The 20,499-nt window shown below is 65.7% G+C and carries 17 protein-coding genes; 12 read left to right on the top strand and 5 right to left on the bottom strand.

Annotated features, from left to right (window positions below; all coding sequences use genetic code 11):
• The 5 genes from AB7I40_RS13670 to AB7I40_RS13650 are packed head-to-tail and all read left to right on the top strand — an operon-like array spanning window position 1 to window position 6,551.
• The gene (locus AB7I40_RS13670; protein WP_428344956.1) at window positions 1-1,173 is read left to right on the top strand and encodes a serine hydrolase domain-containing protein; all 1,173 of its coding nucleotides are present in this window, start codon (window positions 1-3) and stop codon (window positions 1,171-1,173) included.
• Entirely contained in the window at window positions 1,170-2,057 is an 888-nt protein-coding gene (locus tag AB7I40_RS13665; protein ID WP_428344955.1) for a 3-keto-5-aminohexanoate cleavage protein, read from the top strand. The genes AB7I40_RS13670 and AB7I40_RS13665 overlap by 4 nt, the downstream gene beginning before the upstream one ends.
• 1 nt (window position 2,058) lies before the next feature.
• Complete coding sequence (locus AB7I40_RS13660; protein ID WP_428344954.1) at window positions 2,059-3,000, top strand: 3-hydroxyacyl-CoA dehydrogenase NAD-binding domain-containing protein; 942 nt, start codon at window positions 2,059-2,061, stop codon at window positions 2,998-3,000.
• On the top strand, window positions 3,000-3,434 hold the full coding sequence (locus AB7I40_RS13655) for a thioesterase family protein (RefSeq protein ID WP_428344953.1): 435 nt from the start codon (window positions 3,000-3,002) through the stop codon (window positions 3,432-3,434). The genes AB7I40_RS13660 and AB7I40_RS13655 overlap by 1 nt, the downstream gene beginning before the upstream one ends.
• 18 nt (window positions 3,435-3,452) lie before the next feature.
• A complete protein-coding gene (locus tag AB7I40_RS13650) occupies window positions 3,453-6,551 on the top strand; it encodes a DUF3604 domain-containing protein (RefSeq protein ID WP_428344952.1) in 3,099 nt (1,032 codons plus the stop codon).
• A gap of 90 nt (window positions 6,552-6,641) precedes the next feature.
• Here the strand turns inward: AB7I40_RS13650 and AB7I40_RS13645 are convergent, their stop codons facing one another.
• The 3 genes from AB7I40_RS13645 to AB7I40_RS13635 form a co-directional block, all read right to left on the bottom strand.
• Window positions 6,642-7,685 (bottom strand): hypothetical protein, encoded by a 1,044-nt coding sequence (locus AB7I40_RS13645; protein ID WP_428344951.1) that lies wholly within the window; start codon window positions 7,683-7,685, stop codon window positions 6,642-6,644.
• A gap of 6 nt (window positions 7,686-7,691) precedes the next feature.
• The gene (locus AB7I40_RS13640; RefSeq protein ID WP_428344950.1) at window positions 7,692-8,813 is read right to left on the bottom strand and encodes a hypothetical protein; all 1,122 of its coding nucleotides are present in this window, start codon (window positions 8,811-8,813) and stop codon (window positions 7,692-7,694) included.
• A 1,754-nt stretch (window positions 8,814-10,567) separates the two neighbouring features.
• Entirely contained in the window at window positions 10,568-11,413 is an 846-nt protein-coding gene (locus tag AB7I40_RS13635; RefSeq protein WP_428347967.1) for an abortive infection family protein, read from the bottom strand.
• 505 nt (window positions 11,414-11,918) lie between these two features.
• Here AB7I40_RS13635 and AB7I40_RS13630 point away from each other — a divergent pair.
• Window positions 11,919-13,010: a hypothetical protein gene (locus AB7I40_RS13630; protein ID WP_428344948.1), complete on the top strand. Its 1,092-nt coding sequence runs from the start codon at window positions 11,919-11,921 to the stop codon at window positions 13,008-13,010.
• 513 nt (window positions 13,011-13,523) lie between these two features.
• Window positions 13,524-14,450, top strand: coding sequence for a DUF5677 domain-containing protein (locus tag AB7I40_RS13625; protein ID WP_428344947.1), 927 nt, complete (start codon window positions 13,524-13,526; stop codon window positions 14,448-14,450).
• A gap of 375 nt (window positions 14,451-14,825) precedes the next feature.
• On the opposite strand, the gene AB7I40_RS13620 is transcribed toward AB7I40_RS13625, so the two are convergent.
• Window positions 14,826-15,161 carry a hypothetical protein gene (locus AB7I40_RS13620; RefSeq protein ID WP_428344946.1) on the bottom strand — a complete coding sequence of 112 codons (336 nt, stop codon included), beginning with the start codon at window positions 15,159-15,161 and terminating at the stop codon, window positions 14,826-14,828.
• 227 nt (window positions 15,162-15,388) lie between these two features.
• Here AB7I40_RS13620 and AB7I40_RS13615 point away from each other — a divergent pair, with 227 nt between their 5' ends.
• The 5 genes from AB7I40_RS13615 (at window position 15,389) to AB7I40_RS13595 (ending at window position 19,169) form a co-directional block, all read left to right on the top strand.
• The gene (locus tag AB7I40_RS13615) at window positions 15,389-16,432 is read left to right on the top strand and encodes a hypothetical protein (protein ID WP_428344945.1); all 1,044 of its coding nucleotides are present in this window, start codon (window positions 15,389-15,391) and stop codon (window positions 16,430-16,432) included.
• 369 nt (window positions 16,433-16,801) lie between these two features.
• Complete coding sequence (locus tag AB7I40_RS13610) at window positions 16,802-17,368, top strand: hypothetical protein (protein WP_428344944.1); 567 nt, start codon at window positions 16,802-16,804, stop codon at window positions 17,366-17,368.
• 121 nt (window positions 17,369-17,489) lie between these two features.
• A complete protein-coding gene (locus tag AB7I40_RS13605) occupies window positions 17,490-18,332 on the top strand; it encodes a hypothetical protein (protein WP_428344943.1) in 843 nt (280 codons plus the stop codon).
• A 184-nt stretch (window positions 18,333-18,516) separates the two neighbouring features.
• Window positions 18,517-18,879 (top strand): hypothetical protein, encoded by a 363-nt coding sequence (locus AB7I40_RS13600; RefSeq protein WP_428347966.1) that lies wholly within the window; start codon window positions 18,517-18,519, stop codon window positions 18,877-18,879.
• Window positions 18,880-18,881: 2 nt separating this feature from the next.
• Complete coding sequence (locus AB7I40_RS13595) at window positions 18,882-19,169, top strand: hypothetical protein (protein ID WP_428344941.1); 288 nt, start codon at window positions 18,882-18,884, stop codon at window positions 19,167-19,169.
• A gap of 239 nt (window positions 19,170-19,408) precedes the next feature.
• On the opposite strand, the gene AB7I40_RS13590 is transcribed toward AB7I40_RS13595, so the two are convergent.
• Window positions 19,409-20,209, bottom strand: a complete 801-nt coding sequence (locus tag AB7I40_RS13590; protein WP_428344940.1) for a hypothetical protein — start codon at window positions 20,207-20,209, stop codon at window positions 19,409-19,411.
• Between the last annotated feature and the right edge of the window lie 290 nt (window positions 20,210-20,499).

The raw sequence follows: 20,499 nt of genomic DNA, 5'->3' as shown, positions 1-20,499 counted from the left end.
ATGCCACGGGCGCAATCCCCGGGACTCGCGGGGTTGTCGTTCGTCAACCCGCACCACACCGGAGAAGGATCAGCTCTCGGACGTCACTACGCCGAGATCGCCGCCCAGCGGCCCGAGCCGCTGGGACCGGCGCGTTCGGCGAGTCTCGACAGCCTGCCGGTCGAGATCGCGGGGGCGGGCCGGCTGATGGACCTCCCCGAGTTCGTCACCAGCACGGCGACTACGTCGCTGGTGGTGCTCGTGGGCGACGAGGTCGTCCTGGAGTGGTACGCCGACGGCCTCGGTCGCGACGACCTGTTCCTGGGTGCCTCGATGACCAAGTCGGTGCTGGCCGGGCTGGTCGGGCGAGCCGTGCGGGCCGGCGTACTCAGTCTCGACGACCTGGTCACCGACCACGTGCCGGAACTGCAGGGCAGCGGCTATCGCGGGGTGACGCTGCGCCAGGTCGCCGCCATGACCAGCGGGCTCGACTGGGTGGAGGACCACCGTGATCCCGAGTCGCAGGCGAGCCGGCTGCTGGGGTGCTTCGCCGGTGGCACCGGCGGGTCGCGCGAGTTTCTCACCACGCTGGCTCCACGCTTCGAGCCCGGCACGCAGTACGCCTACTGCACCGCCGACTCCCAGGTGCTCGACTGGGCCCGGGAGCGCGCCACCGGGCAGAGCTTCGAGAGGGCCCTGGGCGAGTGGTGGCGCGACCTCGGGTGCGTCCACGACGCCGTGGTCTCCCTCGACGCCCCCGTGGGCGAGGGGGTCGCGATGGCCGGCGGTGGTCTGGCGGCGACCGCGCGCGACTGGGCCAGGTTCGGCCTGCTCCAGGTGGACGGCACGCTGGCCGGCACCCGGTGGTTGGAGGAGTCCTGGGTCACGGAGAGCTCGCGACCTGCCGCGGAGTTCACCCGGCCGGGGCGGCTGCCCAGCTCGCTGACCACCCACGCCGGCTTCGGCCTGCACTGGTGGCCGATGGACGACGCGGGGGACCAGGTGAGCGCTGACGGCAGCCGCGGGCAGTTCACCTACGTCGACCGAAAACGACGGGCGGTCGTGGTGAAGACCTCGCAGTGGGCCTACGACGAAGCCACCGACCGCCAGTGCCGTGACCTCAGTTATCTTGCTCTGCCGAAGATCGCCCAGGCGGCTGTCTCGGGTGTGGGGCTCTCGAAAGGATCGTCATGAACCGCAACGTCATCATCACCTGTGCGCTGACCGGCGCCGGCGACACCGTCGGGCGCAGCGAGCACGTGCCCGTCACTCCTGAGCAGATCGCCACCGCGGGCATCGAGGCGGCCCGCGCCGGTGCTGCGATCGTGCACATCCACGTGCGCGACCCCGAGACCGGGCAGGGCTCGCGGGAGGTGGCCTACTACCGCGAGGTCGTCGAGCGGATCCGGGAGAGCGACGTCGACGTGGTCATCAACACCACGGCAGGCATGGGTGGCGACCTGGTGCTGGACCCGGAGGACCCCACCACCTTCCTGGAGGGCACCGACCTGGTCAGCGGCGTGGAGCGGCTCAAGCACGTCACCGAGCTGCTCCCCGACATCTGCACCCTCGACTGCGGCAGCCTCAACTTCGGCGAGGGCAGCCTGGTCTACGTCTCCACCCCCGACATGCTGCGCGCCGGCGCCAAGCACATCCAGAGCCTCGGGGTGCGCTGCGAGATGGAGATCTTCGACACCGGGCACCTGTGGTTCGCCCGTCAGCTGGTCGAGGAGGGACTGATCGATGCGCCTGCCATGTTCCAGCTCTGCATGGACATCCCGTACGGCGCCCCGGCCGACCCGGCCCTGTTGATGGCGATGGTCAACCAGATCCCCGAGGGCTCGGTGTGGGCCTCGTTCGCGTTGGGGCGGATGCAGATGCCGTGGGCGGCCCAGTCGGTGCTGCTCGGTGGCCACGTGCGGGTGGGCCTGGAGGACAACCTCTACCTGAGCCGCGGGGTCAAGGCGACCAACGCCCAGCTGGTCGACCGGGCGGTCACGCTGGTCGAGACGCTCGGCGCGAAGGTGGCCGCTGCTGATGAGGCTCGCGAGATCCTCGACCTGAAGCCGAGGGGCTGACATGACACGAGTTGCACCACAGGACGTCCGCCACATCACCTGCGTCGGAGCGGGCGTGATCGGCGGTGGCTGGGTGGCCTACTTCCTGGCCCGCGGCTACGAGGTCACCGCCTGGGACCCGGCCGAGGGTGCCGGGGAGCGGCTGCGGGCGATCGTGGACAGTGCCTGGCCGGCGCTGACCGAGCTCGGCCTGTCGGAGGGCGCCGACCGCGCCAACCTGACGTTCGAGCCCGATCTGGCCACGGCGATGGCCAAGGCGCAGTTCGTGCAGGAGAGCGCACCGGAGGACCTCGACCTCAAGATCCAGCTGCTGGCCGACATCGACAAGGTGACCCCGCTCGACGTGGTCGTGTCGTCCTCGACCTCCGGCTACGGCATGAGCGAGATGCAGGTCGCCTGCGCCCACCCCGACCGGATGGTCGTGGGGCACCCGTTCAACCCGCCGTACCTCATCCCGCTCGTCGAGGTCGTCGGCGGCAAGCAGACCTCGCCGGAGGCCGTGGCCTGGACCTCGGACTTCTTCCGCCACATCGGCAAGTCGGTGATCACCATGGACGAGGAGGTCCCGGGGTTCATCGCCAACCGGTTGCAGGAGGCGCTGTGGCGCGAGGCCCTGCACATGGTCGCGGCCGGTGAGGCCACGGTGGAGCAGATCGATCTGTCCATCACCGACGGCCCGGGGTTGCGCTGGCCGATCCACGGGCCGATGCTGACCTTCCACCTGGCCGGCGGCCAGGGCGGGATGGCACACATGCTGGACCACTTCGGGCCGTCGTTGAAGTCTCCGTGGACCCGGCTGGAGGCTGCCGAGCTGACCCCGGAGCTGCGCGACGCGGTCGTGGAGGGCGTGGACCGGGAGGCCGGTGGGCGCACCATCAACGACCTGATCGCCGAGCGCGATGCCGGGATCATCGCGATCCAGCGCGCCCTCGGAAGGGTCTGATGCTCATCTGGAAGGAATCCGTCCGGCCGGAGTGGATCGACTACAACGGGCATCTCAGTGAGGCCTACTACGTGCTGGTGTTCGGGCACGCCACTGATGCGGTGATGGAGCAGATCGGGCTGGGGGAGCAGGCGCGGGCTGCCAACTCCTCGTCGCTGTTCACCGTGGAGGCGCACATCCGCTACCTCGACCAGATCTCGGAGGGCGAGGAGCTCGAGGTCCGGTCGACTCTGGTGGGCTCGGGGACCAAGAAGCTGCACATGTGGCACGAGATGTGGGCCGGCGGCCGCCTGCGCGCCACCGAGGAGATCCTCGGGCTGCACGTGGACACTGACGGTGGGCGTACGACGCCGTTCCCGCCGGATGTGGTCGACCTGATCAACGCCCAGCTCACCGCGCCCCCCGAGCACTCGGGGCGAAGCATCCACGTCTGACCAGCAGGAGGATCGAGAATGTCGGATCACGGCCACAGCCACGGCGGTCACAGCCATGCTGCGATGTGTGGCGGGCTGGACCACCACGGTGGGGACTACACGCCCCAACAGCGGGCCGACCTCGATCAGGTGCTGGCCTTCAACCGCCGGATGGCCGATGCGATCAACGACAGTCTCGACACCCACGACGCCACGCTCTTCCTGGACCCCGACCCGCTGCGCTACATGTGGGTCGATGAGGGGCAGGGCCAGATCTCGCGGGTGATCAGCGAGGCCGACGAGCTGTTGACCGGCGCTCCCCGGATCGATGGACACGTGCGCGGCGAGGTGTCGGTGGTCGAGGGTTCGCGCCACGCGGCCCGGCCCACGGTGGCGACCGGGCCCGGTGGTGAGCGCCTGGTGGCGTGGGTGGAGTGGATCCCCCAGCAGGGCGACGTGGTGCAGGTGGCGCTCGACGGCGCGGAGCCGGTGGTGGTGTCCTCCGGCATCGCCGACGTGTTCCGGCCGACCGCGGCGATCTCCACCGGGGGAGTGCCGTGGGTCTTCTACGGGGCCCGCGCCATCTCCGGTTCCGGGGTCGGCGTCTGGGCGACCAGGCTGCTGGGCTCGGGCTGGACCGCGCCGGAGCTGGTCAGCGGGTCGGAGCAGCCGGCCTTCAACCAGGAGGTCGTGGCGCATGCCGACGGCCGCATCGAGCTGGTGTGGCAGGGGCGTGACAAGGACCGGTTCGGGGTGTTCAGTCGGAGCTTCAGCGGGAACACGTGGGACGCTCCGCGGCTGGTCACCGCGGGTGTGGACGCCAATGTGTGGGACCCGTCGGCGGCGGCGTTCGCGGACGGCAGCACGGCGTACGCGTGGTCGGAATACCGCGAGGGGGCCTACCGGGTCGTCGTACGGCGCCGCGATGCTGCGGGGCGGCTGACCGAGCCGCGGGACCTGACCCGGGGCAACGACTATGCGCTGCACCCGCATCTGGCGGTGACGCTCGACCAGCAGCTGTGGTGTGCGTTCGACGTGATCACGGTGGCCGGTCATGGGGGCAGCGGGCCGACGAAGCTGCGCCCGGCGGCCGAGCTGGGCGATGACCATGACCACATCGACGGGATGCGGGAGGCGGGGGAGAGCATCCCGCCGGAGCTGTTGCCGGAGGTGACGGCCTCGATCCGGGTGGTGAACATCGCCGACGACGGGTTGCGGCAGGCGCCTGGCACGTTGGCCGACCGGCTCAACGTCGTCCCGTCCGGGCTGCCGAAGCTGGTCGCGACCGCTGACGGCGGGTTGACGGTGGCCTATCGGGTGCACCGCCAGCTGCCGTTGATGACCTACTACTGGGAGGTCGCCACGCAGGCGCTGGGCCCGGATGGCTGGCTGCCGGCGTCTACCTACCGCGACACCGACGGCACGCTGGAGGAGGTCAGTGTCGCGGCCACCGGTGACGGCGTGCTGCTGGCAGCGCAGACCGATGCGCGGCTCGAGCGGGCGCTGCAGTGGACCGAGGGTTTCGGCGGCCGGGAGTGCCCCTACCTGTTGGAGCACCAGGGTTCGGTGATCTGGCACGGCATCCACGGGGTGGGGACGATCGTGACCGCGCAGGCCCCGTCGGGTGGACCGGTGCCGACGCCGGAGGCGCTGGCGTTCTGGGCGGAGCCCGAGGGTGTGGTGGTGGCCGATGACCGCACGGAGGCGCGGCGGTGGGTCTCGGAGCAGGAGCGGGAGCGCTACCACGCGCAGGTGGGGGACCGGGACTTCACGCTCTACTGGGGTGACCTGCACCGGCACTCGCTGGTGAGCCGGTGCACGGCTGGTGACGAGCCGTCGTTGGACGACTTCTACCGCTATGCGTGGGACGTGTGTGAATACGACTTCTGGGCGGTGACGGACCACTCGGAGAACTCGAGCGACTACCAGTGGTGGTCGATCCAGAAGATCGCCGACCTGTTCCATGTGCCGGACCGGTTCGTGCCGTTGTACGGGTTCGAGTGGACGTCGGCGGACTCGGGGCATCAGAACGTGATCTTCGGTGACGTGGAGCGTGGGGCCCCGATCTTCTCGGCGTTCGCGGAGGGCACGACGGATCCCGATGGCCTGTGGGAGGCGTTGGCCCAGCACCCGGACTTCCCGGCGATCACGATCCCGCACCACCCGGGGTCGGCGATGGTGCACAACGACTGGGACTACCACGACCCGCGGTTCAGCAAGCTGGTGGAGATCTTCCAGGCGTGCCGTGGCAACTACGAGGGGCCGGGGTGCTTCCGGCAGTATTCGGACGGCACCCGCGAGGGCACGTTCACGATCGACGGGCTGCAGCGTGGGCACAGGTTCGGCCTGATCGCGTCGTCGGACCATGGTCATGGGGCGAGCTATGTGGGGGCGTTCGCGACGTCGCTGGACCGGGCCGAGGTGTTCGAGGCGCTGCAGGCGCGCCGTACGTTTGCGGCGACGACGCGGGACGTGATCGTGGACTTCCAGGCCGGTGACGTGTTCATGGGCGAGGAGGCGCCGGCGGGGGCGGAGCGCGCGTTCCGCATCCATGCCCGGGGCTACGCGGAGCTGGCGCGGGTGGACATCGTCCGCGACGGCGAGGTGGTGCACGCGCTGCTGCCGTCCCCTGATGTGGAGCCCGGGTGGATCACGGTGCCGTTGCGGCTGGAGTGGGGCGGAGCCGAGGTGTCGACCGTCTGGGACGGCCAACTGACGGTGAGCGGTGGCCGGGTCGTGCAGACCGACTTCTGGAGCCCGGAGGTGTCGGCCGCCTCCGATGACCGGGTGTCGTGGCTGTGCACGACGCACAGCTTCGGTGAGCCGTACGGCGCCCAGCGCGGCGGCATCGAGCTGACCGTCGTCGGGGCACCGGAGGCCGTGGTCTCGGTCTCCGTCGGGGAGTCGACGGAGTCCTGGACCCTCGCCGACCTGGTCGCGGGCGCCCATGACATGGCGGTGCCGCACGGCACCTTCGCCGTGCAGCCCGGCATCGGCGGCCTCATCGGACTCGGGACGCACCGCGTCGACGTCGAATGGCACGACCCCGACCCGAGCGACGGCGAATCGTTCTACTACGCGCGCGTGTTCCAGGTCGACGGTGAGATGGCGTGGTCCTCGCCGATCTGGATGGTGTGACGCGTGTGGGGTGGTGCTAACCGCCCAGAATGGGCTACGCCGGAAGAGGCGAAGCGCGCAACCGCGCAACGACAAGGTCAGGGGACCACCCTAAAAGAGCATCCCCTGCTGGGTCTGGTCTGCGCGAGCGGTGCGAGTCGCACGTGCCCGCACGACAGGTTTGGCGTTCTTGGCGGCCTTAATGGCGATGATCCGGTGAATATCGCGCTCGCCCTGAAGCCGCAGCGTCGCGCGGGAGACAGTCCAAGTGCCGTCGCGGTTGTCGGCTGCCAACCCGGCACGCGCCAGCAACGCGAGAGCCACCTTGACCTCGCTGGCGCGGCCCGTGCCGAACTGGTCGCGCAGCGTCTGAGCGATGTCCGAAGCGGTGACCTCGATGGGTTCAGCGCCAGCTCCGCCGTACTCGGTGGGCCAGTGCGCGGTCCACAGGTGAGTGGCCAAGTACAGCGGCTTGATGGGGTCGTTCATGAACTTCCGCCTGGCCTTGATGTGGTTGAACCGATCAGCGGTGACGTTGTTGACCCGGGTGAGGAAGTGCCCGATCGTACTCGGGTCGTCGGCCTCCGGCAGCATGCCGTTGGCAGGGTCCGGGAGGTGCTGGAGCGTATACCGGTACTCGTCACGGTCCGCCGAGCGGCTGAACTGTGCGATGACCGGCGCCTTCCGCGGGTTGTAGTCGTGATCGGCGTTGAGGAAGCGGTCCTTGATGATGCGCTGGACGGCGGCAAGCCCGACATCACTGGGCACCAGTTGCAACACGTCAAGGTCGCTGACCTCCACGAGCGTGCCTGCCTCGTCGACGGGCAGCTGCCTTAACTCGGCGTACTTCCCGATCTGTCGGCACGCCTTATCGATGCTGTTGTCGTGCATGGCCAACTTGCTGATCTCGCCGACCAGACCAGTGCCGTCCTTGAAGACGACCGTGAAGTCAGGGGTGAGTGTGACCTCGGTTCCATCCTCCACGGTGACGTTGATCCTAGGGAACCGCTCGAAGTGACAAACCGTGTCAGCGATCTCGGTGACCTGCGTGAACAGCCACTCGAAGGCGCACACAACATCGACGTACTGATCGTAGATGTTGAAGTCGTCGAGCAGATCTTGCAGTGCGATCGCACTGCTCTTGGCCCCCGCCACTGTCTGTCAGCCGACTAGGTCGAAGATCGACACCGGCTTCGATGGAGCGGACTCGCGTAGGTCGTCGGCCTCGAAGTGGGTCCCCAAGTCTTGGGCGATCCGTGTGAGCGACCCCATGCTGGCTCGGAAGCCTGGATGAATCTCGATCGCGTCGGGCTGGGTGACGAACAGGTCGTAGTTCGAGCCGTCGCGGTTGTCGGTCACGACGACGTGCAGGTATGGGTTGCGGTGTACAACTGCGAACGAGATGTCGCTGGTGCCCTCCAGCATGTGGATGACCTCACCGGTCGCCTTGGGGTCGGTGAACAACGGCGCGGCCAGCCGCACCTCAATGGGCTGCTTGGGCGGTTCGTGGACGACCCGTGCGCGGTTCGAAAGTAGTTCGCGTCGACGCGATGCAGCTAGCGCCAGGCGGGACAGGACGCGGTTCTCGAACACCTCGAATTCACCGCGGTAGAACGTGGCCCCGGCGATGCGCCGCAGCAGGACGTCCATCACGTCGCCCACGTGCAGGTGCAGGGTCCGCAGGGCAACACCTTGCGACTCGGCCTCCTTCACGATCTCGCGGTGGTCCGGCCGTAGGTCGCCGCCCATCAGCGCCCGGAAGCCTCGGTTCCACGACGATCGGTCCGCCCGCACACGCCCGGACGCGCGCTGGACCTCGACCTCGTCGTGCTCCGACAACGCGGCCCCGATGGCCACGTAGTCGTCGTGGTCCAAGAAGCAGCGCACGACTTGTGGGGCGGCCTTGCTCACCCATCGGTCGACCTTGTCCCATCGGGGATCCGTCGAGGGGATGGAACCGATCAGGTGGAAGACGCCCTCGAAGGCCGTCGGCCACGCCGACAGCACAAACGGCCCGCGGTCATCCTCAACCCGCAGCACGGACACCCCACCGACTGTTAGCGCCGACGACAGGAGGTTAGTCGGGTGGATGACCTCCAAAGGGTTGGAGTCCTCGACGAGGATTGTCTCGACCACTACGTGCTCGCGCGGCTTGCCCTCACAGGCGTCAACGAGGTCGTGCAGCGGCTGCAAGTGCCCCTCGTTGGCCTGCTTCCACAGAAGCGCGTCGAACCGCGCAAGACCGCTGGTGTCTACGACGTGCATCGATCCCGACGTGCCCATCGCGCTCACCCCTCTTGGTCGGTCCCAGGTCAGTATCGGGTCCAACCGGTCCCGGCTTGACCGACCCTAGCGTTCCCTCGCTGCGACGGCAGCAGATCCGTCCCCACCAACCCAAGCTACGTCTGACCGCCGACACCAACGGATGTCTGCAGCGAGGAGTGCGACGCTCCGCCGCATGCCCGCCAGCTCCGTCTGGCGGCTGGATCATTGCGATGCGCTGATTTTCGTTCCCACGACAGACCGAGGGGTCATCGCGTCGGGCGGGGCTGCGGCCTCGTGGGAGAGCTGAGCGGACGCGCCACGCAGACTCATGACACGGTTCTCCGCTTACAGGCAGAGCGATGCCTGCGACCCAGTTCGGTGTCGTGTGATGCCCCGCTCACTGCTCGGAGGCGACGGCGTAGCGCTACTATTGAGGCGCAACTCCGGGAGCCTCCACCACATGGGGGCGGCGAGGCGCCCACGGTGAGCGCTCGGGCAACCAGCGCTCTTCAGTCCGTGTCTCCGGTCTTAGTGTGGCGGGCACTGTCTAAGGTGCCCGCCACACGCTTCTCCGGATCGAGGTCTTCGTGACAAGCGTTATCGCGTGGTGCGGAGTCGATCCCCGCGGTCCTGCGTCCATCTACCTCGCGTCGGACAGCCGTGTGACTCAAGCGCGAAGTGTGCTCAGCGACGGGACCCGGAAGACGTTCGCTGGCACGAGATCCGCACACATTTATGCGTTCTGCGGTCACGTCCTTGGTCCAGCGTCCACCCTGGGTGCCGTGAGCGAGACGTTGGAGCGAATGGCACCCGCTACTGACGTTGAATCAGCACATCTGCAGTTTCGCAATGGGGTGGCTGCGGGTTGGAGTCTCCACCGGCCCGTACCGGTCGAAACCCTACTTCTGCATGCCGTTCGTTGTGGCGGGCCAACTATCAAGGACATCAGTTTCGGTATGCAGGTCGTTCGGATCGCTGCCGGGAGCAAGTTGATTGACCACCAGGTGATTGACGTCCCAAGCGACCACAGTTCGTATCTGATCATTCGCGGATCCGGTGAACGCGCTGTGGAAAAGAACTTGGCGCAGTGGATCCCGACAATCAGAGGCGATAGCCGCGACCGGACCAGTCGAGCCGTCTTCTCCGCGTTCTGCGATTCCATCGAGAGCAACTCCGACCCGAACACGGGCGGAGCACCTCAGCTGGTCGGGCTACGCCGCAAGGGTCATGCCCTCACGTTCGGAGTTGTATGGAATGGTCAGCCGTTTGTCAGTGGCTCTTCCGACATCAGTGGGTGCCGAGATCTTGAGTTCTTTGATCGTCATCTCCAGCGCGTAGATCGAGGCGGACGACTCCTGCCCGGAGCCCAACGCCACGCGCCGCGCCCTACCTGATGCAAGTCATACCGCCGCCTGCCGGGCGGCCAGCGAGGTCCTCGACGTTAGAGCCGGGCGCATCAGCTACATGCGGCGCGAGCAACCGGCTCGCCAAGCGCTGACCGAGTAACTCGCATGCACCGAAGAAGACGACATCATCGGGTACTTGGCCGAGTAGCGAACCCACCCGCCCCATCACCATCCAGCCCTAACGACCAGCACGCCTCTGGGCACTATGGCTCGAAGAACCGAAGCCTGGTCAGCCTCACGGTCGCAGCACTCGACCCCGACGCGGCGACGATCGACCTGTCCGCTCACTTTAGCCCACCAGAGACTCCAGTCCCGACTCACTGGCCGGCACACCGCCATCACCGTCGTGCTTGAGTAGGTCCCTGGTCAGCCCAGCAGGTCGTCCGGAGCACCATCGACCGTGAGGTTGGCGCAGAACGACTCGAACGCCTCCGAGAGCCCATCGGGAAGTCGTTCTCCCTCCGTTCGCAAACCGGCGACGACCGCGGCCGGCTCAACCGTGGTCGACCCACGCCACTTCTCCATCCACGGTGCCCCCACCACCGCTGCACCCAGGCGCTCGAGAAGCGCCTGCGCATCAAGCTCTGGCAGCGATCCAAGCAGTGAGACGAACCAGGACGCGTAGTACGTCGTCAAGCCGATGGTCCCGCCTCCAGTGAGCAACATGCCCTCGATGAGACCGCGCCGGTAGTCGATTGGGAACGCGTCGAACCCGCCGTCGATGGCCGGCTCCACGCCGACCTCGGTCGCGTTCCCGAAACCGCCTGCCGACTGCTGCCCGAACGCGACCCCGATGCGGTGCTGCACCTCCTCCGGCTGCTGAGCAAGCGCCACTGCCTGGAACTTGCCCCGCAGCACATTCCGCGTGGTGCTGGTCTGGACGGCGTCGATCAGATCGTTCGGGTAGTCAGCAAGGAGGTGCCCAAGGCGCCGCAGCGCCCACCGGCACCAGACCAGCGCAGCCTCAATCGTCACCGTCGCCATCTCTACTGACACATCCGGTTCACGCGCCCGCCCGTGGCCGGTCCCGAAGCTGTTGCGCAGCGGCGCCAGGCTCGTCGCCATCGTCTGCGTCGCCTGCGTGATCGCCCGAAGAGCCTCGTCCTGGGACAGGTCAACACCGGGCTGACGCTTGAGAGCGACCTGCGCCGCTTTCACCGTCGGTGCGAAGTGCGCGTTGTCAGCCAGCGTCCCGTCGGCCGCCGCGACCACGACCTTCGCGACAGTCTCGACGAGCTCCTTGGCCTTCCCCACGACCTCCGGGAGATCCTGAAACTGCCACGCCAGACGCAGCCGATTCCGCGCAGACTCAACGGCCTCCCAGCCGTCATTGTCCAGATGTTCTGGCCGAGCGATATCGAACAGGTCCATGGCGCGACGCTAGTGGCCCGAGTCGTCCGATCGAAGACCGTGCGTCACTTCACCGCGATGCGTCAAATGAAACGTGACCGGAGAGTTCGCCGCTAGACCGGTGGCGAGATGTTGGGATTTCTCGTCGAAGCGAGTCTCCGCTGTGCGCGGCCATGGCGCTCGAGAGCGTGAGCGACCCGTGCATCGTCAGCGATGCCTTCGAACGTCCGTCACGTGCTGCCTTCCATCCACGTGCCCGTCCGCAGTACACGGATCACCCGCCGCGTACTCGAATCGTCGCGGGCAGTATTCGACGTGCCGAAGTATGTCCTCCGGAGGCGGACGTGCCACGCCGTACTGTGGCCCTGTGGCTACCGACGGATTGCCGCTCCCCAACCGATCAGATGGGCTCGACGACCATCCCCTTGAGTCCGTGGTTGCCGCGGCCCTTGAGAGGACAAACTCGGCCAAGATCACGCCAGAAGCTGTGCTCGACGCGATCGCGCTGTACGAGCCTCCCCCGTTGAAGCGTGGAACGCTGCGCCCGTACGTCGACCTTGCAGATGGTGGCGAGTACGCGGATGTTCTCGATCGGGCGGTGAAGATGCTGCTCTATGCCCCCGAGGTGATCGTCTGGGGACCAGTCGAGCTGCTCGAGGCAGGGGGGCTGGATGAGGCGTTGAACGTCATCCCAGCGCTTGTAGATGTTTGGGATCTGATCGCGGACGGGTCTCTGCTTCTGCGTGAATTGGATCGTCCGCTGGGGCGGCCGGCTAGTTTCGGGAACCCAGATTCTCTCCGGCTGGATACTCCAGAGGTCTATGAGCCGCTTGGCTTCACAGATCGGGAGCTGAACCACTGGATTGACCAAGTGACTGTTCTCGAGCAGTGGCCGGGGTGCACTACTCCATGGTTCCTCAATGAACGGCAGTCGCTGGTGGCGGTGGACTTGATGAAGCGGGCGTCGGTCCTAGCCGACCGTCGTGCCCTTCAGGTTCCGAAACTTGCTGCGCTTGAGCTTCCGGCGCTGAAGATGCACGTACCTGATGTCGTGGCTGTACGACGAAGCAGCGAGGCATTCGCTGAGTGGAGGCAGCGGTTGGGGGTGGCGCTCAGCCAGGTGGAGCTGTTGCCAGAAGGAGACGGGTGGCAGCTACAGGCCCGCGCGATCATCGCGGATGAGTTGACCCCGTACACCGAGAGGGTTCGGGCCGAAGCATCGAGGAGCACTGCCCTGTCGAAGGCTGTGGTCGGCATGAAGGAGATGGCCATCTCCGGCATCGGAGGCGCAGTCGGCGAGATCATCGGTGGCCCGACGGGCGCAATCGCCGGGCTCGGGGGCGCAGGGCTGGCGACGCTTGTCGCCGGCATGTCGGATTGGGTGAAGGCCCGACGTGACGCTGCTCCGAAGCGTGCCGTACTGCAACTCTCGATGATTTTCGACGACCGCCCCGCATAGGCGACGGCCGCGGTGCCCCTTGTCAGGGCTTCCGGACGACCTCGGCCGCGATCGGTTCGTTCCACAGAGTGAGGGTGAGGTTCGGATGGACGCGATGCTAAGAGTCTCTCGGGCCTAGTGCTGGAGTCCGCCGCGATGATGCGCACGAGAGGACTTGCGTCATACCGCCGCCTCTGGGCGAGATTGATACGCGCGAGTCCGCCATGGTCGGGCGCAGTGCTCACGCGCACTTGGGCCGTGTCAGCGGTCATCGCGGAGGTTTCGAAGCCAACTTGATTCGCCAGCGGCAACTGCACGTGCCACGACTCGGGGGTCTGACTGGAGCGGCCGGCGGTGGGGGAACCTCAGAGGAACTCCGCCTCGCGATCATGGTCCGGATTGGGAAAGTCCTACGATTGCCGGCATCGCCGACCAGACCTCGGCGACTCACTCTGATCGACTCTGAGACCATTTACAGGGCCGCACCGCGGCTCCACCTACGGTTGATCTCAACCAGAACCGGGGCAGTCCCACATGACGAATGCTGACCACTCGATGCTCGACCATCTCGACGAACGAGTGGCCGCGGTAGCAGGCTTCAACGCAATCGCTCGCGACGTTATTGATCTTGGCGAGATGCTGTGGAGCGACGCGATGGAGGACCTCCGGCGCCTGGCCATCAACTACGTCCTGCGCCGACAGCTCGAGAGTCTTGATGCTGCTGTCGCTCTGCATGACCAGCACCTCGCCCACCTCAGCGTTCAGTTCGTCCGGCCGGCGTTGGAGGAATTTCTATACCTCAAATACTTAATGACACTTCCCGTAGAGGACTCGCAGGAGTTGTTTAAGGCACTCGGCGTGTGGGACAGCGTTCGCTCACTCCTGGCGCAGCGCGACTTCATAGGTGATGAAGACATGCGCGGGCTCTGGTATTCCACGTCGTTCCTTGACGCCGCTGAGGCCAAACGAACTATGACCAAAGCAGAGCTGGCACGAATCAAGAAGAAGCATCGTTGGGATGGGCGCGAAGCGCCAAATACGGCATGGATCGCCAAGCAGGTCGATGAAGTCGACCTGTATAACTACCTATTCGCGGCCACCAGTCGCGCAATTCACTTTTCTGCTGGCGAGGTGATGCGCCGAGGCTGGGGCTCGCCGGACGGAATATTGGTTACCGATAAGCCTGAGTTCCGGAGCCATCTTGCAGCATTCGCTCTGGATGAACTTGCTCGGTTATTCGTACATACTTGGGTGGAAACGGCTCCGCTACATGACCTCGCTGGTATCGGCAATATCGAGGGGTTCGAGTTCAGTGCCGGTATGGGCCCAGCACTCACGGAAGTCACGTCGTTCGGCAGGGTCCCTCTCGTTCACGCCCACGAGTTCAATCTGACACCAACCGGCCCAATGAGGTTTCGCGAGGACAGCTCGAGCGCCGCATCCCAGCCGAAGAGTCCTTGACACGCCTCCCAAGTTCGTCGGCAGGCCGTCATCGACCAGCAGCTACTAAGACCGATGAGCCAGACCAATCATCTTCAACTTCCGGGGGAGTTGACGGCTGCCATGAGCTCGGCTCGATTAGGCCGCGGACCGCGCGTTCCTCCTGCGTCACTCCGCCGCCAATCGGCGCGCCCCCGGGGCCGCGCTTCCCTGCCTATGACCTATGGCGTCCTAACCCGTCACTTGATTAGGTCGACGTCACCGAGGACATGGCGAAGTTGCGCTCGGGCGGGCAAACTGGGCTTGCTTGACTGGCGCTCTGCTGCGGCGACCGGGCGGTAGTTGAGCCTCATCCTTCCGCCGCCAACCAGCATTCAGGCCGCAGACAGGTCACCACTACTCGCCCGACTTAACCTTCGCTAGCGCGATCCTGCCCTCCCCGGTGATTCCTATCCAGTACTGATCGACGGACGCGGCCGGCTGGCTGGGGTGGTGGAATGTGGCTATACCAACGTCGACCTCGATCAACCCCTCCCGCCGCAGTTCGTCGGCCATCGGCGAGGTTCCGTGCCAGGGCGCGCTGCTATGCCACGAGTACACCCCTCCCCTGGCTTTGTAGATTTCCAGCAGTCTCGCGCCCACGTCCGGGGTCGATGGGAACCGCTCACTGTCGTCCCCTTGAAGTGACTCGATGGCGCGAAGAAGGTCGTAGTGAGCCTGAGTCAGTTCCACGGTCGCAGCCTCTCTCGTTTGACCAAGGGCGTCTAGTGCGTAGCCGCCCCGCATGCGTCGCATCCCCTCATGTGCTTTAGGGGTCTGCCGCAGGGATGGGTGTCAGTCTGACCTACCCCATTCCGCCGCTTGGGGACCCGACGTTGGCGGTGACGCTCGAGGCCGGGGTTGTTGGCACGTCCAGATGAGCTGCACGCCGCGCCGGTTGGGGCGGATAGCGTGCTCCCGTGAACGTTTTGATCGCCGACGTGAACTGGCTGCTGAGCGCACTCGCGCAGTCTTCGGCCGCTCTGATCGCCATCGTTGGCGGCCTGCTCGTGTCACGGTATGTCGCTCTGCACGCCGAGCAGGAGGCCGCGAAGCGACGGCTTGCTGATCTGGATCGACGTCTGGTCGAGGCGGATAGGTCCGTTGCGGAGGCGGAGCGGGCGCTCGCCCAGCACGCTGTCGATGACCTATTGGAGAGCGACGAACTTTTCGAGTATCTGCTCAAGACTCAGGGCGCTGAACTCACTGCCGAGGCAGCGCTCGACGCTCTCGATGCGGACCCCGAGGACTACGACGTAGTGGTTCTTGAGGACCGGGTGGGGTTCTACTTCAACGAATGGTCCACCGCCGTCAGCGTTCTCTTTCCGCTGATTCCGGATTCCGAGGAACAAGTGGAGTGGCTCGAGTTCCGACGCGGACGCGATCTAGCCGTGCGCAACCGGTACACATGGTCCTGGGTCTACGACCAGATCGTTGACGAGAAGGTCGAGAGGGCCCGAAAGGAGAGGGAAGCGGCTGAGCGGGCGGCGCGTCAAAAGCAGCCATTCGGGAGTCTGATTAAGCCAGTCGACTATTCGTCGCTGATAGGTCGGGTCCAAAACCCTGCTCTCACTGCTGCCTACCGAATCAGCGACAGTCAGCACGAGTTGGCGAAGGTGAGCGATCTAAGAACGCGGGTGTCGGAGGCAACTGGTGCTCGGACTGCCCTTCGGCAGGAACGGCGTCTCGCCGCTGAGACTTTTGACGCCACCCGTCAGCCGGCCGGTTTCGTGCTTGCTCTTCAGGTGCTCTCGTTCCTGGCCTTGTGCGGGTTGGTGGTTCCGGTGGTCGTCATGGGGTTTGGTCCGATGACGCTTGAGCCATGGGCGCGGGCCCTGATCATAGCGGTGTTCATCATGGGCCTCGCTCTGCTGCTGCGTTTTCTGTACGTATACGCGAGCTACCTGCGGGCGGACGGCCGCGCTGAACTGCCGAGGAGCGTTGTCGGACTACTCACGAGGTAGCCCGAAGCCGTTGGTGTTAGAGCCCCATCAGGGTTTGACGCATCTGCCTATCCGGCAGCTCCGCTGAGAAGATGCCTCATTCCGCCGCGTGTCCGCGCGGTCGTCAACGACGATTCACGGTCGCGGTGTTTACCTGCGTCTCAGCCACAGTCGCCCTGTCCACAAGCCACGCGGCGCTCGCCCCGACGCCCGGGTCGTGCGAGACATCGAGGTGCCACGCCGTCTCCCTGTTGACGCGACAGCGTCCGGTGACCCCGTTCGACGTCGCTGCAACTCGCAGCCAGAGGTGCTGACGAATCGAATCGTTTCCCGCCGCAGGGGTCCAGGCGATGGGACGATGACGACCGGTCAGAAAATACGGGGGTAGACATGCGGAATTTCGTTGTTGCGTTGGTTGTGGCGTCCATCTGGTCACTGGGAGGTTGTGGCTCGTCGGGCGGCGAGGATTCGTCTGACGCCGAAGCTAGCGCGTCAGCTGAGGCTGAGGCCAGCAAGTCTGCCGAGGCAGAAGCGGAGCTGGAAGCGGAGAAGGAAGCCGCGCGCGCAGCTGCGCAAGACGCACTTGATGAGTGCGAGGGCCAGATGGGAGGTCTACTCGAGGCATTGAAGCAGATCGATGGGCGCCTGGACGTGGGGCTTACGAATGCGGACTTGACTTCCCGACTTGGCGATGTCGCCGTCACCTATAACGACATTCCGTTTAAAAAACTCAGCGCAGAATGCATTCAGATGGTGGGCGTCCCGTTGGAGAATGCCTACAACGAATACAGCAAATCCGTGACGAAGTGGGACGCCTGCATTGATGATTACTCATGCTCTGTAGAGGGTGCCAAGTTGGCCGAACTGCAGGGGCACTGGTCTAAAGCGTCCAAGCAGATCGATCAAGCAAAGCGTGCTCTGTCGCAGTCCAAGAAGTTCATGAATTCGGGGATCTAAGCACTCGAGCGGCATGCCCCTCCCGAACGTCAGGCCAGGAGGCGCTGACCGGTGCGTCACACTGCCGCGAAGCGTCCGCTCTGACTTCGACCGAGTTCACGAGATCTCCCACGGCGGTGCCATGACTCCGCTTGACTTGGCCCTCGACCTCTCGTGCGGAGTCCTCATGTCGAAGCACCATCCCTACTCGCGTCTCGAATTCCGTCGACGCTTGCGCTTCTGGCTCAGACGTAACCTCAAGCTCGTCGCCGGGTTCACCGTCGGGTTGTTCGTATCCATCGCGATCGTTGTGGGCGTCCTGCTGGCGACCATGCCTGCGACTGCTCTCATGTGGTGGCTTCTCGGGGCGTTGCCGACGGCGATGGTTGCGGCGTACCTCCACCTGCTCCACTTCGGGTTCTTGGCCCATGACTCGGAGGCCATTTGGCACGTCCGCGGTGCCTGGGGGGAAGACAACACCCGAAGCGAGCTTCATCGCGCCAAGCGCAGGCGACTTGTATGGGGATGGGTTGACAGCCTCGGATTGGTCAACGGCGACATCGACCACCTGGTCGTCACCCGGAAAGGTGGGTTGGTGGCAGTCGACTCGAAGTGGCGCAGCAAGATCAACGACACGGCCGAGATGGCGCGGGCAGCCCAGAAGGTGCGCCTCCGGGCTGAGGGTTTGACCCGTGACTTCCTCAAGGGAGACGCCCGCGGAAGCCGACGGGCGAAAGGGAACCCCCTCAGCGTCACGTCAGTGGTTGTTCTGTGGGGCACTGCCCAGCACGGTGTCCCGGATGGGGCGAAGGTCGACGGCATCGAGTTCGTCGCCGGACGAAGGTTTGTGGACTGGCTCGCGAAGTTGGACGGCCAGGCCGTCGACAAGGCAGCAGCGGCTGACATCGTGCGCAAACTGGAGGGCCGGCGTGCCATGACGGATCGGGCGCGGGCTGCACGATCATTGGATGGACGCAGGTGGTAGACGCGGCCGCGATCGAGTCCCGCCGAGTTCTCAGCGAGTGCCCTGCGACTTGAGTTCAGAATGTGTTCTGAACTAGTCTGGGTGCATGGCAACACTCACTGACCGCGACACCGTCTTTCAGTCCTCGGACCTCAGCCGTTCCTCGGCAGAGGTCTTCGCGGCCGCTACTGACCACCCGGTTGAGGTGACGCGCCGCGACGGCGAGTCCCTGGTCCTCATGTCGCAAGCCACTGACCAAGCACGCAACTCGCTTCTGGAACTCGCGGCACAACTGATCGTTGTCTCCACCAGCTTCGAGGGCACGCTGGCTGAGCGGATGAGTGACCGCTTTCCGTGGATGCTGGCGCTCAACGTCGGCGATCGGGAACTCTGCGCAATCGAGATCCTGACCGCGGCCCGGGCCTCCTTCGCCACCAAGCAGCCCCATCTGGCCATGGCTGAGTTGACCGCCTGGAAGGAGACGGCGACCGCCGTGGCTGCCGGCCTTGGCGGCGCATCTGTCGACTGGCTCGATCAGGACGACACAGAAGGCGTCGAGCGGCCCTAACGGTGGCAAAGCAGAACAAGGTCGAACGTCCAACCAAGAAGAGCGAGTTCCAGATCCAGTTCGCGTCGTCAGGTGCGCAGAAGGGTTGGCGGGACCTGCTTGCCACGACTCGTGGACCGCTTGCGGATGCCTGGGACTTCCTGACGAGAACACCCCTCGAGAAGACTCCTACCAACTACCCCCTGAAGGGGGAGCTCAGCACCGTGCGTCGCGACGGCGCTGTTCACGACCGATGGCAGCACAAGCCCACCCTCAAGGGCAGCGCGCGGATCTGGTTCTACGTCGAGTGATCGGTCGTTCTCTTGGAGCAGGTACACCCGACCCACCCCAATGAAACCAAGTGAGCGTCAGTTGTCTGCGCCCCCCAGATAAGCGGATTGCGAAGTCCCGCGCCGCGCAGCCGTCGTCTCAGCCCAGCGTCATTACCACCGCTTCTGGGCGCCGCAGAGCGGCCCGCTCTTGGCGACGCCGCGGGCTATCGTCGCGGGAGCCGCCTGGATCGACGTCGAGAGCAGCCCAAGGATAGGTTCTACCGCTTGATGCGAGACAGGAGCGAGATCAGCGAAGCGTTCTCCTCGTTCAAGGCGCTGGCGCCTTGTCTCGCCGTTTCCGTCGTCCATTCGCCGTAATCGTTGCTGCCATACAGGACGTCGTCGACGGTGGCGAACTGGTACAGCCCGCCGAACGGAGCCGATCCGGTCGAGGTGTAGGCGAAGGTGAACGTCGTCATCCCGGATCGGGCGTTGGCCTCGTCGATCGACTCGTAGACCTCTGCGGCGTTGACGACGTCGCCAGCGTTCGGATCTCCGAAGGCAGGGCAGCTTGCCACAGCGTCGCCCAGCGCGCGGAATGCCGATCGCGCGGCGTCAGCGCTCGCGTAGCCCAGGATCTCGCGGGTGCGACTGACGTCGTCGGTCCCGACGTAGGTGGACAGCTTGTCCCGGTAGCCGGACCCGAACAGCACTTCCTCGTGGCAGTGGCCCTCCGGCATCGATATGCCACCAGCGCTGGGTCCTGGTCCGTCGATGTAGTTCCTGCCGTAGATCTCAGACCATCCCAGATCGAGCGGGAACTGTCCGAACCGGACTGCACCAGTCTCTGTCACCTCGGTTGACAGCGCCACTTCGCTCGGGGCGGGTCCGCCGGCGGGCTGCGCGTGAGGGACGGAGTCGGGAGTGCCCGAGCCGACCTCCTCCTCGATCCCCGCCTGAACCGCTAGCGGAATCGCGATCGCGGCTATCGCGAACAGCCCCGCGAGGGGCACGATCAGCGTGCGGAGCAGACGGCGGCCCCGGTAGCGACGCGCAGTGCTGCGGGGACGTGACGTCACGATGGTCTCCTCGGTTCGCTCGGGTGATTCGAGCGCTCACGAGGTAGACGCTGACCATGCCCAGAAGGTTGCCCAGCACAGCGGGTGACGTAGTCGCGGGTGGCTTGTCGTTGCTGGATTCGGCTGTGGGCCACGGTGTGAAATGCGTTGTTGAGCCGGCGTCCGCCGTAGCGGGTGAGCCGGGAACGGGTCCCGACAATCTGAGGAGCAGCCGCCCACGAGACCCTCGAACCGCCCGACAGGCGCTCAGCCCGGCCACAACGGGGAGGGCTCGCCTCCCGCGTCACTCC

The organism is Nocardioides sp., assembly GCF_050246775.1.
Classification (GTDB): Bacteria; Actinomycetota; Actinomycetes; order Propionibacteriales; family Nocardioidaceae; genus Nocardioides.
The sequence above is the reverse complement of the archived record's forward strand: the minus strand, read 5'-3'. Positions and strand labels throughout refer to the sequence as shown.